Annotated in this window: 12 protein-coding genes; 10 read left to right on the plus strand and 2 right to left on the minus strand. The window is 45.8% G+C overall.

What is annotated here, in order from left to right:
* Positions 1-247 precede the first annotated feature (247 nt).
* From VIC_RS17305 to VIC_RS17315, 3 genes are all read left to right on the plus strand, one after another.
* Positions 248-2,188, plus strand: a complete 1,941-nt coding sequence (locus tag VIC_RS17305; protein ID WP_039952155.1) for an ATP-binding protein — start codon at positions 248-250, stop codon at positions 2,186-2,188.
* Between the two features lie 147 nt (positions 2,189-2,335).
* Positions 2,336-3,109: a substrate-binding periplasmic protein gene (locus VIC_RS17310; protein ID WP_006961373.1), complete on the plus strand. Its 774-nt coding sequence runs from the start codon at positions 2,336-2,338 to the stop codon at positions 3,107-3,109.
* 84 nt (positions 3,110-3,193) lie between these two features.
* A complete protein-coding gene (locus VIC_RS17315) occupies positions 3,194-3,853 on the plus strand; it encodes an HAD family hydrolase (RefSeq protein WP_006961374.1) in 660 nt (219 codons plus the stop codon).
* A gap of 34 nt (positions 3,854-3,887) precedes the next feature.
* Here the strand turns inward: VIC_RS17315 and VIC_RS17320 are convergent, their stop codons facing one another.
* A complete protein-coding gene (locus VIC_RS17320; protein ID WP_006961375.1) occupies positions 3,888-4,376 on the minus strand; it encodes a GNAT family N-acetyltransferase in 489 nt (162 codons plus the stop codon).
* 176 nt (positions 4,377-4,552) lie between these two features.
* On the opposite strand from VIC_RS17320, the gene VIC_RS17325 reads away from it, so the two are divergent.
* The 4 genes from VIC_RS17325 to VIC_RS17340 all read left to right on the plus strand — a co-directional run bounded on the left by VIC_RS17325 (position 4,553) and on the right by VIC_RS17340 (position 9,761).
* Positions 4,553-5,941, plus strand: coding sequence for an ATP-binding protein (locus VIC_RS17325; RefSeq protein ID WP_006961376.1), 1,389 nt, complete (start codon positions 4,553-4,555; stop codon positions 5,939-5,941).
* Positions 5,938-6,588: a response regulator transcription factor gene (locus VIC_RS17330; protein WP_006961377.1), complete on the plus strand. Its 651-nt coding sequence runs from the start codon at positions 5,938-5,940 to the stop codon at positions 6,586-6,588. Before VIC_RS17325 ends, VIC_RS17330 begins: the two co-directional genes overlap by 4 nt.
* Positions 6,585-7,394 carry a DUF2861 family protein gene (locus VIC_RS17335; RefSeq protein WP_006961378.1) on the plus strand — a complete coding sequence of 270 codons (810 nt, stop codon included), beginning with the start codon at positions 6,585-6,587 and terminating at the stop codon, positions 7,392-7,394. The genes VIC_RS17330 and VIC_RS17335 overlap by 4 nt, the downstream gene beginning before the upstream one ends.
* 93 nt (positions 7,395-7,487) lie before the next feature.
* Positions 7,488-9,761 carry a glycoside hydrolase gene (locus VIC_RS17340; protein ID WP_006961379.1) on the plus strand — a complete coding sequence of 758 codons (2,274 nt, stop codon included), beginning with the start codon at positions 7,488-7,490 and terminating at the stop codon, positions 9,759-9,761.
* Between the two features lie 27 nt (positions 9,762-9,788).
* Here the strand turns inward: VIC_RS17340 and VIC_RS17345 are convergent, their stop codons facing one another.
* Positions 9,789-10,517: an alpha/beta hydrolase gene (locus VIC_RS17345; protein ID WP_006961380.1), complete on the minus strand. Its 729-nt coding sequence runs from the start codon at positions 10,515-10,517 to the stop codon at positions 9,789-9,791.
* Positions 10,518-11,005: 488 nt separating this feature from the next.
* Here VIC_RS17345 and VIC_RS17350 point away from each other — a divergent pair, with 488 nt between their 5' ends.
* From VIC_RS17350 to VIC_RS17360, 3 genes are read left to right on the plus strand one after another with little or no spacing between them, the layout of a single operon-like run.
* The gene (locus VIC_RS17350; RefSeq protein WP_006961381.1) at positions 11,006-11,656 is read left to right on the plus strand and encodes a TetR/AcrR family transcriptional regulator; all 651 of its coding nucleotides are present in this window, start codon (positions 11,006-11,008) and stop codon (positions 11,654-11,656) included.
* A 4-nt stretch (positions 11,657-11,660) separates the two neighbouring features.
* Complete coding sequence (locus tag VIC_RS17355) at positions 11,661-12,977, plus strand: efflux RND transporter periplasmic adaptor subunit (protein WP_006961383.1); 1,317 nt, start codon at positions 11,661-11,663, stop codon at positions 12,975-12,977.
* The gene (locus VIC_RS17360; RefSeq protein WP_006961385.1) at positions 12,974-16,075 is read left to right on the plus strand and encodes an efflux RND transporter permease subunit; all 3,102 of its coding nucleotides are present in this window, start codon (positions 12,974-12,976) and stop codon (positions 16,073-16,075) included. The genes VIC_RS17355 and VIC_RS17360 overlap by 4 nt, the downstream gene beginning before the upstream one ends.
* Positions 16,076-16,097: the final 22 nt, after the last annotated feature.

Below are 16,097 nucleotides of genomic sequence, written 5' to 3' on the forward strand. Positions count from 1 at the left end.
CTTTATTTAAGTATGTACCATCTCTGGCTAAATATGGTTTTTTATTATTTCAATCAGTTTTCTAGACTGACGAAGTACTTTGAGACGAGTGTTAATGTATGCCTGAACTCACTCATCAATTTGACTGAAAAAACAAGATAAATGGAATAATCGTCAATGAGCTGACTGAATATCCGGATATCGATTTTCCTAATGCCACAATTAATACTAGGCTATTAGTAAGCAATTACACACATAATAACTTGCTATGAATAAACAACGTCAACTTGGCATCGACAAGCAACTTGTCATTGTCACGCTCCTCGTGAGTCTCGTTCTCGCATTCGTTATGGCGGGAGTAAACTTCTACGTTGATTACCAAGTGGAGCAAAACAACTTAGATAAACAAATGCTTCAAATTGAAGACAGCTACGTCACAAGCCTGCAAAACAGCCTGTGGATTGAAGACCAAAAGCAACTCACGACTCAAGCCTCAAGCATCTTCCAGTTACCTGCAGTCGATCGATTAACCATCATCGACAGCAAAAGTACTCTTATAGAATTAGGTAACGAAATCACAGGTAAGAAGGTTACTAACGTCTGGGATTTAACTTACCAACTCGGCAACAAGAGCTTTACGCTCGGGCAATTAAGAATTGAAACCGATTTAGCTCCTGTCTATCACGCATTATGGCAAAAGTTCTTATTTCTGCTGGTGATGACCTTGATACAGACCTTACTCATTGTTTCCTGCTTATTATGGCTAACAATGAAACTGATCTTAAAACCCATTTCTCACCTTTCATCTGCAATGGCTGATTTCCATACCAGCCCGACTCCCGACAAACTGGTGATGCCAAAACGATTGTTCCACGATGAGATCAGCCATCTGACAGACAAATACAATCAATGTGCAGAGCAGCTACGAGTCAATTACCAGCAAATCATCGAGTCAAAAAAAAAGGCAGAAATCGCTAATGTTAAGAAAAGTGAATTCCTAGCCAACATGAGCCACGAAATTCGCACCCCAATGAATGGGATCGTCGGCGTCGCTGAACTACTTAAAGAAACCAAGCCGAATGAAGTTCAGCGCAACTACGTCGATATTTTGCTGACGTCGTCCCATACCTTGCTCGATATTATCAATGACATCCTCGATTTTTCGAAAATAGAAGCCGGCCACTTCGAATTGGATCCTACCAAGTTTGACCTCAAATCACTTATCCAACAGCAAGCCAACGAATATAGCATCCGCGCCAAGCAACAAGAGCTGTTCTTCGACTGCAATATAGACCCAGCTGTACCTCAGGAAATAGAGGCTGATTCTGTCAGGCTGAAGCAGGTCATCAATAACTTGATCGGCAACGCCCTTAAGTTCACCCATCGTGGATATGTTGAGCTCAACATCAAGCTGTTGGAAAACGAGACAGGCAACCAACTTCAGTTTGAAGTCAAAGATACAGGGATTGGTATCGCCAAAGACAAACTCGACTCAATCTTTGACAAGTTTCAACAAGCCGATGGCAGCACAGCCCGACAATACGGAGGAACGGGGTTGGGGCTGGCGATAAGCCAAAAAATCGTTGAGTTGATGGGTGGTAAGCTCCAGGTGACCAGTGAAGTTGATCTTGGCAGCAGCTTTTATTTTTCTATCCCAATAGATACTCCATCAACGGCTATTGGGGGTATTGTTCAATCGTCACCAAATCTGGTTGAGTTTCCAGCTTCTTCTGGTACTCAGATGAAGAAGTTGTCTCCGAAATACAAAACTGGCCTCAAAGTGTTGGTTGTTGAAGATACTCGAGTAAACCAACAAGTGATTCAAGTAATGCTTAATTTGCTTGGTTTGGAGGTAGATATAGCGAATAACGGCGTCGAAGCTTTGGAATATTGTCAGCAGAATGAGGTGGACGCCATCTTGATGGACTGTCATATGCCTGTCATGGATGGTTACGAAGCAACACAGAAAATTCGTCAGCTCGAAGGTTGGGCGGCCTATGTACCTATCATTGCTGTCACAGCTAACGTGATCAAGGAGGATCGTGAGCGTTGTTTTGAAATCGGTATGAATGGTTTTCTCTCTAAACCGGTTAAGCCTAAAGAAATAGAAGAAGCACTAATTGATTACGTCCCAGCTTATCAGAGTGCACAGAACAGAGCCAAAGTCGCCAATGGCAATAATTTGGACACACCAAGCTCGCGCTCTTAGTATGAGAGTTAAAACCATTAGGCACCTGAGGGCCAAACGAAAGGATGAGATAGAAGCATTCACAAATAGTTAATCTTCATGAGTCAGACTACTTATTGATCAAATTATCATCTAAATTTGAAGGTAGATGTGATAAAGGGAAGAGCTATGAGTAGGATTTTTGCGATAATTTTGTTGTTCGTGTGCTCACCCTTATCTGTCGCCCAAAATAGTGACAAAGTCGTAAAATTGGTTGTCGGTGATTGGGAACCGTATACCAGCAGCCTGAATAACCCAAATTATAAAATTGCCGAAGACCTGGTCATCGCTGCTTACCAAACGCAAGGCTATAGTGTCACTATCGACTATCATCCTTGGAGCAGAGCTTATCGTTACGTTGAGTCAGGCAAATATGACGGAACATTCCCTTGGTTTAAGAACGATGAACGACAATCCCTTTTCATCTTCTCAGAATCCCTGTTCACACAAAAAATTGTCTTTTTCTACCATGTCGACAGCAACTTTGATTGGCAAAAATCATTGGATTTAAACAACTACCATATTGGTGCGACACAAGCCTATGAAGTGACCCGCTTGCTCCAGTCGCAGGGCGTAAAAGTCGAGGTTGCCAATGAGGACCAAAGTAATTTTATTAAACTAGGGAAACAACGCATAGACGCTTACCCAGCGGCGGTTGAACGTGGTTACTACATGATGGGCACGATACTTTCTGCCATACAGATAAATAAGATCCGGATTCACCCTAAGCCAATTATGGAAAAAGACATGTACACTATGTTCTCTAAGCATGATCATGAGCGTAGTGCACGCCTTAGTGAAGCACTCAGTTTAGGCATCCAACAATTGATTCAATCGGGTGAATACCAAAAGATCATCAGTGTAGAAAATCAAATTTCTGTCTCTCACCCGTCCGACTTATAAAAAGAGCTCTGAGTGAAAATAAACTGTCATAATTACTAGTTACCCTGCCTTGCGAAAACAACCTACATCACTGAGAGACGCTCCATGACCAAACCTTTGTACGTATTCGATCTAGATGAAACATTAATCAAAGCAGACAGTGCGATGATTTGGAATGAGTTTTTAGTCGAGAAAGGTATTGTCGATGATGCAAGTTTCCTCACAGAAGATCAGCGACTGATGGCATTGTATTCTCAGGGAAAGCTAGACATGGATGACTACCTCAAGTTCGCCATGGCCCCTATTGCCCACCTCTCTTTAGGAGAAGTTGAGAAGCTGGTCAACGAATGCGTTGATAAAGGGATTGCCCCAAAGCAATTTCAACAATCTATCCCGCTGTTAGAACAGCTCAATAAGCAAGGCGTCGACACATTAATTATCTCCGCAACCGTGAGCTTTATTGTCGAAGCCGTGGCACGGCATCTAGGCGTTGAGCAATCCATGGGGATCGAATTGGTCACCGAGGACGATCGTTACACGGCAAAAGTGTCCGGTGTTCCAAGCTATCGAGAGGGTAAGGTAACTAGACTAGAACAGTGGCTCAGTGCCAGAGACGAAACCTATTCAGAGATCCACTTTTACACTGATTCAATCAATGACCTGCCCTTATGTGAGCGCGCTGACTACGCTTACTTAGTCAACCCTTGTCCTCGATTAAAAGCCATCGCAGATCGTCCAAACTGGACCATTCTACACTGGGACTGATAATGTCAATTTAGGCGGTTGCACCGCCTTCAATTCAGGGTGTATACCTCAGCCCAAGCATGGTGCACCCGTCTTCGTAGTAACGACCCGTGATCACTTCAAACCCATAAGCACCGTAATAGTCTTTCAAATGTTCCTGCGATGAAATGAAAATAGAGCTGCTAGTATGTATCTCTCTCAGCGTATCAAAGCTCAATTTCATCAGTTCATGACCAATCTGACGGCCACGATGACTTATCGCAACGATCACTCGCCCGATGCATACATCATTGGCGCTGGTATCAATCAGTTCTAACACTTCTTCCGGGTAACCTAGGCCCTGCGGCATCAATCGGCTATACGCAACCAGCTTTCCGTCTTCATAGCCCATCACATGTCGCGTTTCAGGGTGAGTATCTTTCCCATCTAAGTCACTGTAAGGCGATTGTTGCTCAACAATAAAGATATCAACTCGTAGACGCAGAAAGTCATACAGTTCATTCACAGATAATTCGGCAAACCTCTTTACTCGCCACTCTAACATTGCATTTCTCCTTACATTGGTGGGAGCCAAATTAATATTCACCTCATCAATAATCATTAACCTTTGTTAAGCTAGGCGACAAAACTTCTCAACTGACTAATGTTGACATACAGGTTACAAAGCAAGCCCAAAAGCCGCTAAAATCACAGTGAACCCTATATTTAATGAGTAAATTGATGCCTTTAGGTAAGTTGGCTGCGTGCTTTTTGTTTCTGTTTCCTCTAGTCGCACAAGCGCAGAGTCTCCAAGAAAATTGGCAATCGCTTTATCAGCAAAATTGGCAGGCTACCGAACTCAAAGTCACACAGCAGCAGCTCAGCCAGTACCCTGCTGAATTACTCACACAGCAGGCTCGCTACCCAGATTTCAAACAATACAACTGGCAAGAGATCGAGCAGGTTTATCGAGTGTCTCAAACCTGTCAGAAAAATGAGCAGCACAACGCTAACCTTAATGACGCCATCGAGTTTGAACTGGCAATGTGCAATGATCAGTTGCTCACCGATGATTGGTTTCAAGCGCACACGCTGTTGCACCCAGCTGGCGGGAGCTTTGCAGACCGCTATCTGGATCGTCAACCTAACTACCAACCTAGCCATACGATACGTCGCTACTTAACCATCGACAATCCGCAGCACCCTTTGCATGCGGCACTATCCACTCTGTCCAATGAAGGACGTGAAGCCCTACTGAACGGATACCGTGCATGGATGGAAAAAGACACCTTGTGGCTAAGTGGAGAACAAGGTTGGAAAGCCGTGACAGCTGAAACGTGGCAACCTGTTGCAAAGCGACTGGAGATCACGCTATCAGGCCCAAATTGCACCTTCCGCTACAGCAACCTTTGCATCAGTGATGTTGCCGAGAACGTGCTCGCATTACGTTTATTTGTCGCAGGTTTGTCGATTTTGATTCTCTTTATAACGGTCAAAACCCTTTACACGAGACGCCAGCAAAGCCGTGAGAAACGCTTCATATTGCAGTTGTTGACCCATGAACTGCGCACACCGATCACCAGCCTAGGCCTAACCGTGGAAATGTTCCGCAGTCAGTTTGATCGCTTACCAAACGACACTCAAGATGCCGTCTGGCGATTAATGTCTGATCACCAACGGCTTTCTCAACTGACTGAAAACAGTAAGATCTACCTCAGCACACAGCGTTCTCAACAATTGCTCAAACAAACGGCTTCTCTGGATGATTGGCTAGAACATACCTGTGAGAAGCACGCCCTTAGCTACCAGCTCAGTCAAGATAGAGAACTCACTTTACCCTTTTACTGGTTGTCGATTTGTTTAGACAATTTGATTAAAAATGCCAAACAGCACGGGCATGGCAAGATTGAAATTCGTGCCACTCTCACCCATAAGCTCGTCATTGAAGTGACCGATCAAGGCTACTTTCCTTCCGCCATGGCTCAATTTTTCACTAAGTTCCAAGGGAAAACAAACCATGAAAACATGGGAATAGGCTTGAGCATTGTCGAGCATTTAATGAAACTCATGGGAGGTAAGTTGATTGTACGACGCCGCCCAACTCGCTGTATTTTGGAGCTACCGCTATGAAGAGCTTATTGCTGATCGAAGATGACAAACTACTTGGACAGGGATTAGTTTCTCTATTTGAATCCAATGGCTACCATTGCGTCTGGGTACAAGAAACCAGAAAAGTAGAACAACTCTGGTTTAAAGCGGATTTGGTTATCCTTGATCGACAACTGAGCGATGGAGACAGCCTAAAACATTTACCACACTGGCTGCTTCTCAAGGCCGTACCTGTCATTATCCTGACCGCCAAAATCGACACCGAGCAAAAAGTGGAAGGCCTGATGGCTGGTGCCAAAGATTACGTTACTAAGCCATTTTCCCATGATGAATTGCTTGCCAGAGTAGTTAGTCAGCTGAGGCCCTTAGGCGCGAGCTATCTCTGTTATGGCGGAATTGAACTCCATCTAGCGAAACGTGAAGCCATGTTCAACGATCAACTTGTAACGTTAAAACCTAAGGAGTTTCAGTTACTGGTGCTCTTGATTCAGAATCAGGGAAGAGTATTCCACCGTGATGAGTTGCTCAACAAAGTATGGGGCTATCAAGCCTTCCCGAGTACGAGAACGATAGACAACCATATTTTGCGACTGAGGCAAAAGCTTCCAGTCCTTAACATCGAAACACATCGAGGGGTCGGCTATCGTCTCAATGAGGAGGCGCTATGAAACGTCGGCTCTTGAGTACACTTGCTTGCCTCATCTTTCCACTCTCCACCCAGGCAACTTGGTTTGAGGACACGCCACTTGCGCGCACTTATCAAGCGCTGCTTAACAATCAGCCTCAATTGGCCTGGCAGGAATTGCATCTGGCCCTTAACCAGCAAGATATCGATCGTCAATATTGGTTACCTGTCAAACAAGAGATTTTGAACCAGTCTCAGTGTGGTCAGCAACTGATGGCTAACTCTTCATCGCTACCCGCGGCTCTAAGCGTCAGCTTTGTACGCCGTTCAGGCCTGTCTTCACAAGGTTTCCAAATAAAAATTTCGGCTGAAAACACTCAGAATGACTTAACGATTGAGCTTATTGATCCGTCAGTCAAGCAGCTATTAAACGGAGAGCTGTCTCAACAAAGTGACTATCAGGAAATTGAAACCGACGAGTTGCTGATCGAGCCCTTATCTGGCCTATATAAACTCAAGTTGGGAAATACTGTTTACCCTTTGCTGGTGGCCATGCCAGAGAATCAAAACTGGACACGTCTAGACAATTCGATGCAACGAATACATTTAACCCTTCCAGTAACCGAAAGCAGCTGCGCCAAGCCCACTGCTACGTGGCAATGGTTTGACAGCCAATATTTGATGCTGGGAATGAGAAAACCGATTTCGTCACTTGTTGCTCCTGTTCCTCGCTCAACGCAGATCCCTGACGGCGCCAAACACCTGAGTGCCACCGTGTCTGTGTTTGAATACCAACAAGGCTTAAAGATTGAGTACATTCAACGTATAGCCATTCCTTTTGCTCCCTAAATCCACGAATGGCTACGAATAGAGACAATTGGGTGACAATCATTTAAGCCGCCTCAGCTGTAATGGGTTCCTTAGTTTTTCAAGGAATCCATCATGCTTTTTCAAGCCCGTTCTTTAACGCAATATGCTGCATTGCCTTTGTTGGTATTAGCAACCAGTGTTCAAGCTCAGTCCATCGCTCTTAGTGACAAAAACAATCAGATTTCTATTTCACCGCAAGATTTAGAAATTAGCTGGAATGATCTCATTGTTAACAGCCAAGCGATGAAAGTGAATCAACATACTCAGGTGGCTTCTGATTTGGTGTCAGTTTCAAAAACAGAAGCCCGTTGGACGCTTCAGCCAAGTGGTATTCGTGTATCGACTAAACTGGTTAAGGAGGCGTTAAAAATAAGCTTCGCTGCTCCGAGTAAGCCAGCCATTAAACGTAACCAGCCCCTCACGTTAAGCTGGTTTGATTTGCCTCAGGAGCGAACCAAAACACTCTTTCTTCCTTTCAGTGAAGGCATGCGCATCCCGACAGACAATCAAGTATGGGCAGATTATCTGGCCGAAGAGCACTCTGGTTCTAATACTACCCAAGGCCTCAAGATGCCCTTCTGGACAGCACAACAAGACAATCGTTACATCAGCTATCAATTACTGAATGCCACAAACAACACGCTAAATTTCTCGAATGCTCACCCCAAAATTGACATGTTGGCGGAGCATCAATTCACTCCTCTCAATCAACACCAAGATTTTACTGTTCAGATCAAGCTTGGTAATGATTGGATGGATGGAGCCAAAGCGTACAGGCAATGGCGCATTGATCATAATCAGTCGACGACACTCGCGGAAAGAATGAAGAACACCTCTCAGATCAAGCAACTGATTGGGGCAAGCCAAGTGTATCTGTTTGGTAAGGATTTGCTGAGCACCGATGATGTCACCAACTGGTGGGGACTCAAGCAGTGGTATTTTGAGCAGGCAGAGCTGACCATTCCTCCACAAGCACTCAAAGAGATTCAACCACTGAAAAAAGGTAAGGACTGGCTAAGTCGCTATCACAAGCAGTTGTTGATTGATTCGCTTAATGATTCGCTACACCAAAAATTTCCTTCACCGGCACCGACACTCAGCAACAATGCGATTGCAGCTCAATACCACGCTGCCCAGCAGCAAAAGCAGTGGCTGAAAGAAAATGCGGCGTCTTATCTGCTCAAACCTGAGCGCTGGGGGCAAGCATTATCAACAGATATGTTGACCAACTTAAAACAAGCTGGGCTCACCAAACTCTGGCTGGGTTTTGATAACTGGATGCCGGCGTTTTATCAACCAAACGTCGTGGACGACGCTAAGCAAGCGGGCTATCTGGTCGCCACTTACGACTCTTACAACACTGCCATTCCTCTAGGGCTTAATGACGGATGGCTGACGGCTCAGTTACCCGAACTAATGAGACAACATTGCTCAATAGAGCTTGCTAATGGAGAAAAGAAAAAAGGCTTCCGAGGCAACGGTTACTACCTTAACCCAAACTGCGAACTGGATTACGTAAAACAGCGAGTACTGGATGTCGTCAAATATGGTCGCTTCAACAGCCTATTTCTCGACGTCGATGCCACCGCGATGGCAAGAGAAGATTACAGCGATGGCAGTAGCGAGAAAGATATGCTTGAAGCTTTTAACCAACGCATGAACTGGATAACGAAACAAGACGGCCTCGTACTGGGGTCAGAAGATGGCAACAGCCTGACAACCCGAGGCATCGCGTTTGCTCATGGTCTTGAAACCGTCGGCTTTGGCTGGACAGACAACGAAATGAAAAACGATGCTCGTTCACCGTATTTTCTGGGCCGCTGGTATCCAGACCACAAACCTGACTTCTTCTTTAAACAGGCAAAAGTAAAAGAACCCTATAAAACCCTGCTTTTTGCTCCACAATATCGAGTACCTTTGTACCAGATTGTTTTCCACGACGAAGTGGTCAACAGTCATCACTGGCACAGTGACAGCCTCAAATTTAGTAATGTGCAGGCGGAGCGCGATTTGATCTCTATGCTCTACAACACGCCTCCAATGGTACACCTGACACGAGATGAAGCGAATTCTCCTGATAGCCCAAGACTCAAAGCACTGGCTCATTATCAGCAAGGTTATACCCCCATGCATGAACAGCTTTGGGATAAACAGCTTACCGAGTTCAAATGGCTCGGCAAGTCTGGGTTGGTGCAGCAAACGACGTTCAGCGATGGAAGTACGATCACCGCCAATTTCAGCTCGAAACCGATCACCTACGCTAGCATTACGCTCCCGGCTCAGTCTGTACTGGCACAACTCAGTACTGGTCGAAACATCAAGTGGCAGGCCAATCCAAATCAATGACAACAGAGCGGCGAATATCGCTTTTGTCTAGTGGAGAAAATGCCCGGTTTGAAGGTAGCTGATCGTTTGTTTCGCGACTTCGGCATCATAGCGCATCGCAGTGTGACTCACGTCTAAGGTGATAAAATCTGCCATATTGCTGACTTTCGCTGACTCAACAGACACCAGCCCATCGTTGAGAGAATGGAAAAGTTCGGCTGTTCCCGATGATTCTGAAGTACCAGCAATCACCCCGACTGGATAATAAGGAGGTGGCAATCTCTGCCCAAGGGATTGCTCTCCCGTTGTCAGCGACTGGCTGACTTCTCCCGCAATCGACATCAGAAAATGCCCTTTCATGCTGTCAGCCACTTCGCTACCTTTGTTCGGTGTGCCAAGCAGCACAACTTTACCGAGTCGCTTATCTTGCGCCAGCTGTTCATCGTTTGCTAGATATGAGCGAATCGCCAAGCCGCCAAGTGAATGACCGACAAAGTGAACGGTGGAGTAACCTGATACACATTGATCAATCTGGGAGGTGGTTTCTTCTTTCCACTTCTGTAGAGACTGACCAATGGAAGAATAATTGAGACGACACACCGCATAACCTGCGTCAGTAAGACTGTTTTTCAGGCCTCGCATCGCGAAGTCACTGCGGCCTAAACCATGAGCGACAACAACAAGTGGCGTATCAGGCGAATACATTGTTGTGGAAGTACAGCCCAACAATAGGCTGGTTAGTATGAATAGCGTCATCAGTTTAGGTTTGATATTCATAAGAAATCTCTGATTCAGGGCAGCCTGTGAATTATATTTCCCCTTACTCGCATCCGAGATTCATTTAACGCCATTGTGCATTCACATCACGCCATTCTAGCTGCAATCTGTCGCACGAATTTTTCATAAATGAAATTTATAATTTCATATTTATCATTTAAATTAAATTTACATTAATGTTACTTTAAACGGCGTTGGTTACACTGATACAAAGTCATTCTAAAGACCACGAATACTTTATAACAGTTTGGATACGGAAATTAGACCAACAATCTCCAAACTAAAAAATTTAAATTGTTGCCCTTGTTTGCCCGTACAGTCTGCCCACTGTGCGGGTATTTTCTTTCAACCCCACTCTACAAACTCTACTCTGTTCACAATATTGCTTTAATTAATCATTTGATTAAATAGTGTTGAATTTTTCACATATCGGATACAAATACACCAATCTATAATTAATCAAACGTTTAATATTAGAGGCAGTATTCGTGGCTGATTCTCCCCGTAAAGCAGGCAGGCCGAGCAAAGATATCGATGCTCGAACTCAACTCATTGAACACGCCAGAGATCTCTTCACCGTAATGGCTTATGACAAAGTGTCGACCCGGTTAGTTGCTAAACGTGCGGGCGTGAATGTCGCTATGATTCGGTACTACTTCGGTAGCAAAGAAGGGCTGTTTGAAACCATGCTTCGAGAAACGCTCGAACCAATGAAGCAACAGCTCAAAACACTGGCTGCGGATAGCAATCAGAAGAACTTCCTCGACCTAATGCGCACCTATTATCGTGAAATGGTCAAAATACCCCAGTTTCCTCGGCTTGTCGCGCAAGTCATGAACATGCCACCGTCTGAAACACAACGAAAGCTATTGGAGAAAGTCTTTGACGACATTGGGAAACCGATGCAGCACGTCATCTTCGATCAACTGGCTGATAGTGGTGTACTACGTAAAGACGTTGACCCGACCTTATGCCGCGTTTCCTACGTTAGCTTAATGGTTTTTCCCTTTATTGCTCCGCAAGCCCTACTCAATATCCACGGCATTGAACTCAATGAAGAGTTCTTGAACCGCTTGTTCGAGCACAATATCAAACTTATGACGCAAGGTTTTCTGCAACCTTCACACACAACGGAATGACGTTATGAAACTCAATCGAAAACTACTCTTTTTCCCGGCACTTGCTGTCGGAATACTCATCTTAGTTCTCGCGGTTAAAATGAAGCCTGAGTTACCCGTCAAACCTGCTGGTGACCGAGCCCGACTGGTTGAAACTATGTCGCTCGAACTAAAATCGGTCGCCCCCATCGCCATCGGATTTGGCAAAGTGGCACCGAAGCTAGAATGGAAGGCAATTGCGGAAGTGACAGGCAAAGTGGTTTATCGCCACCCCCAACTCAACAAAGGGCAAGTGTTAAGAGCGGGAACGGAAATTCTCAGAATTGACCCACTCGATTATGAACTCAAACTTGTGCAGGCTCAGGCTGACCTTAAATCTTCTCAAACCTCTTTAGCCAAACTGACACTCGAAGAAGAAAATCTTAAACAGACGTTAAAGATTGAAACCAATCGTCTGAACATTGCTAACAAAGAGCTGGAACGCAAACAGAACCTGAGAAAGAAAGGGCTAACTTCTCAATCCGATGTCGACCAGCAAGAGCAGAGTGCACTGTCACAACGCAAATTAGTCCTCGATATCGACAATCAGATCGGTCTGATGCCTGATGAAAAACGAGTCGCGGAAGCACTGGTTAAAGTCAATGCCTCTAAAGTTGAAGAAGCACAGCGAGCGCTGGAAAAAACCATCATTACGCTTCCTTACGATCTCAGAATTGCTGATATAGAAATCGAGCAGAATCAGGTCGTGAACCTTCAACAAACCATGGTTACAGCACACGGCATTGAAGTAATGGAAGTGGAAGCACAACTCTCGATCCACGATATGCACACCTTGGCGTCGAGCCTTGGTGAGTTCGGTCGTGATTCGGATGGGATTCCACAGCCTGACACCATTTTCATTGGTGCAACCATTGAACTGAACAGCGGTAATCTTAATGCAAGCTGGCCCGCGCGAGTGGCACGTATCAGCGAAACCGTTGACCCAAATCAGGCCACCGTCGGCGTCATCCTCGAAGTGCAGCAGGATTACCGTAACCTTAACCCAACGTCTGTCCCACCTTTAGTTAACGGTATGTTTGTCAGAGCTAAAATTGAAGGCCAGGAAAACCCAAGCTGGGTCATACCAGAACGCGCACTGCATGGCGACCGAATTTACGTCAAAGGTCAAGACAACAAGCTGCAGATACGCACAGTGAAAGTGCTTTATCGCCGCGACAATAACGTCATTATCGACGGCAATCTGGAGCAAGGCGAAAAACTGATCATTAACGATCTGCTGCCCGCGATTGAAGGTATGCTGCTTAAGGAAGAGAACCGTGACGCAGAGGGGTCTGAATCATGATTCGATTCTTTGCTAAACACCCGACAGCCGCCAATCTGTTAATGCTGACGTTGCTGATTTTGGGTATCACTTCACTGCCTAATATTAAACGCGAAACCTTCCCCGAGTTTGATCCGCCTTACATTATGGCTGGGGTTACCTATCCAGGCGCTTCACCACAAGAAGTTGAGGAAAGCATCTGTGTACGATTAGAAGATGCCGTTGACGGCTTGGCCAACATTGAAGAAACCCAATGTGAAGCCATCGAAGGCTCTGCTCGTCTGATCTTAAAGCTGAACGAAAAAGCAGACATCGGCCGTATGCTAGTCGATGTTCAGACTCAAATTAACGCCATTAACGACTTTCCTCAGGAGATTGAATCTCCCGTGGTTCAGGAACTGGACTGGAATGAGCCTGTTGTTGATGTTGCGATTACCGCGAATACCACTTGGCCAGAACTGAAAGCCTATGCAGAGCAGCTTAAAAGAACGTTAAAGCTAGATTATGACGTCTCTCTAGTAGAAGTAGCGGGCTTCTCTGATCATCAATTTCGCGTGGAGCTGGATAGTCAGGCTATGCGACAGCTTGGTTTGAGTGTCGGCGACATTGCCGAACAGATTGGTCGCCAGAACGTCAAGCTTCCGAGTGGTAATGTCGAAACACCAGATAAGAACTTTCTGATCCGTTTTGACGAAAGAAGAGTCACCCCACAAGAACTCGAATCCATTGTTGTAGGTTCCGGCCCGAATGGCTCGCTCATTCGTCTACGCGATATTGCAACCATTACCGATCGCTTTGAATTGGACGAACAAAAGGTGTTATTTGACGGTCACCCTTCCGCGTTGCTTAAAGTGAGCAAAAACAAAGAAGATGACGCACTGAGGATCAAAGAGCGTGTCGCCCAGTTTGTTGAAGACCAACAAGCAATAGCACCAGACGGCGTTAAGCTTGAGCTGACCAATGATTTGTCCTCGGTACTTTGGGATCGCCTAACCATGATGGTCAAAAATGGTTGGCAAGGGATCATCTTGGTGTTTGCAACCATGTGGCTGTTCTTTAGCCTACGCTATTCATTCTGGGTCGCAGCAGGGTTACCTGTTGCATTTCTCGGCGGTTTGTTTCTCATGGCTCAACTGGGCCTATCCATCAATATCATGTCACTTGTCGGTCTGCTCATGGCCATCGGCATTATGATGGACGATGCGATTGTGATTGCAGAATCTATCGCCGCGCATCTGGATAGAGGAGAAAAGGTCGATGATGCAGTGACCAATGGCGTTAAGAAAGTTCTACCGGGTGTTATTTCTTCTTTCCTTACCACTGTGTGTATTTTTGGTAGCCTGCTGTTCTTGCAAGGTGAGATGGGTGCTGTACTTAAGGCCGTTCCGCAGGTATTGATTCTGGTACTGACACTCAGTCTTGTCGAAGCATTTCTGATCTTACCCAACCACCTTTCGCACTCATTACACAAAGAGAAAAAGGAAAAGCCACCAGCAAAGTTCAAACAAAAGCTGCTCGATGGATTTGAAAACTTCCGTAATACCAAATTGGTCAGTGCGGTTGAGAAAGTCGTAGAATACCGTTACGCCTTTATTGGTGGTGTCTTTGCGTTACTTCTGATTTCTGCAGCGACGTTAGCGGGCGGGTTACTCAAATTTCAGCCTTTTCCTGAGCTTGATGGGGATATTGCTGAAGCACGAATCATTCTTCCTCCCGGCTCTTCCCTTTCTCAGACTGAAGCGGTGGTCGATAAGATCGTCACCTCAGCCCGAAAGCTGGACAAAGAATGGAGTGAGAAAGTCGAAAATGGCACACCATTGGTTCAACACATCACTAGCCAGTTCAACGCCAATGCGGACGCCAATGAGTCTGGGCCTCACATCGCCACTGTGCGTTTGGATTTACTCGGTGCTGAAAGCCGAAACACATTGATTGAGGAATTCATTGCAGCTTGGCGTGAAGACGTCGGTGAGCTCGCTGATCCAATATCTTTGGTCTACAAACAACCAACAATGGGACCGGGCGGGCGTGCCATTGAGATCCGTGCTAAGCATGATGATCTCGACGCACTAAAAGCCGCTTCTATCGAAATTCAGCAATATCTCAATGAGTTTGATGGCGTACACGGCGTGTTGGATGACATGCGAATGGGCAAAGAGGAAGTGCTAGTCAAACTTCGCCCCGGTGCCGAAACCTATGGCGTTAACGGCCAACTCATCGCCAATCAGTTACGCGCTGCCTTTTTCGGCCAAACGGCAGACGAAATTCAAGTAGGTGTGGAGAACATTTCGATCGAAGTGCGTTTGGACAAAGTCCAAGCTGGGGATCTGCAACAATTGGCCAACTTCCCCATCATTTTATCTGATGGCAGCCAGATCCCGCTGGCCACTATCGCTACTCTGGATTTCCAACGTAACTATGTGCGAATCCAACGCATTGATGGGCTGCGTACCATCAGCGTATTCGGCGATATTGATAACACCAAAGCCAATTCCACAGCCATCATCGCCCAGTTCCAAAAAGACGAAGCGCCTAAGTTGATGCAGAAATATCCGGGACTACGCTTCGATTTTGAAGGCGAAGCAAAAGACACCGCGGAAACGGGAGCTTCAATGGGTAAAGGCTTCTTACTTGGGCTATTTGGGGTGTTCGCCATCCTTAGTTACCAGTTCCGTAGCTACCTCGAACCATTCGTGGTGATGTTAGCCATTCCATTGGCATTTGTTGGTGTCGTCTGGGGGCACATCCTGCTCGGTCACTCACTCAGCATGCCTAGTTTAATGGGCTTTGTTTCCCTTGCAGGGATTGTCGTCAATGATTCCATTCTACTGGTTCAGTACATCCGACATCATGTGGACGAGGGCGACAATGTTCATGACTCCGTTGTCAAAGCAAGCCGGGAACGTTTCAGAGCTGTATTCCTCACTTCTATGACCACAGCAGCCGGTTTGTTACCTCTGTTAACTGAAACCAGCTTGCAAGCGCAAGTTATCCAACCACTAGTGATTTCAATTGTGTTTGGTATCTTCGCTTCAACTCTACTGGTGCTGTTTATGATCCCTGCCGCGTACGCCATCCTCGCCGATTTCGGCGTAGTGCGTAAGCATGAGGAGATTTAACAACCTCTATTAACAAGCAAGG

The sequence above is a fragment of the Vibrio coralliilyticus ATCC BAA-450 genome, assembly GCF_000176135.1.
GTDB classification, from domain to species: domain Bacteria; phylum Pseudomonadota; class Gammaproteobacteria; order Enterobacterales; family Vibrionaceae; genus Vibrio; species Vibrio coralliilyticus.

Excerpts from the sequence above, each read along its gene's own strand:
- VIC_RS17305 (WP_039952155.1), top strand. The coding sequence starts at position 248 with ATGAATAAACAACGTCAACTTGGCATCGACAAGCAACTTGTCATTGTC.
- VIC_RS17310 (WP_006961373.1), top strand. The coding sequence starts at position 2,336 with ATGAGTAGGATTTTTGCGATAATTTTGTTGTTCGTGTGCTCACCCTTA.
- VIC_RS17315 (WP_006961374.1), top strand. The coding sequence starts at position 3,194 with ATGACCAAACCTTTGTACGTATTCGATCTAGATGAAACATTAATCAAA.
- VIC_RS17320 (WP_006961375.1), bottom strand. The coding sequence starts at position 4,376 with ATGTTAGAGTGGCGAGTAAAGAGGTTTGCCGAATTATCTGTGAATGAA.
- VIC_RS17325 (WP_006961376.1), top strand. The coding sequence starts at position 4,553 with ATGCCTTTAGGTAAGTTGGCTGCGTGCTTTTTGTTTCTGTTTCCTCTA.
- VIC_RS17330 (WP_006961377.1), top strand. The coding sequence starts at position 5,938 with ATGAAGAGCTTATTGCTGATCGAAGATGACAAACTACTTGGACAGGGA.
- VIC_RS17335 (WP_006961378.1), top strand. The coding sequence starts at position 6,585 with ATGAAACGTCGGCTCTTGAGTACACTTGCTTGCCTCATCTTTCCACTC.
- VIC_RS17340 (WP_006961379.1), top strand. The coding sequence starts at position 7,488 with ATGCTTTTTCAAGCCCGTTCTTTAACGCAATATGCTGCATTGCCTTTG.
- VIC_RS17345 (WP_006961380.1), bottom strand. The coding sequence starts at position 10,517 with ATGAATATCAAACCTAAACTGATGACGCTATTCATACTAACCAGCCTA.
- VIC_RS17355 (WP_006961383.1), top strand. The coding sequence starts at position 11,661 with ATGAAACTCAATCGAAAACTACTCTTTTTCCCGGCACTTGCTGTCGGA.
- VIC_RS17360 (WP_006961385.1), top strand. The coding sequence starts at position 12,974 with ATGATTCGATTCTTTGCTAAACACCCGACAGCCGCCAATCTGTTAATG.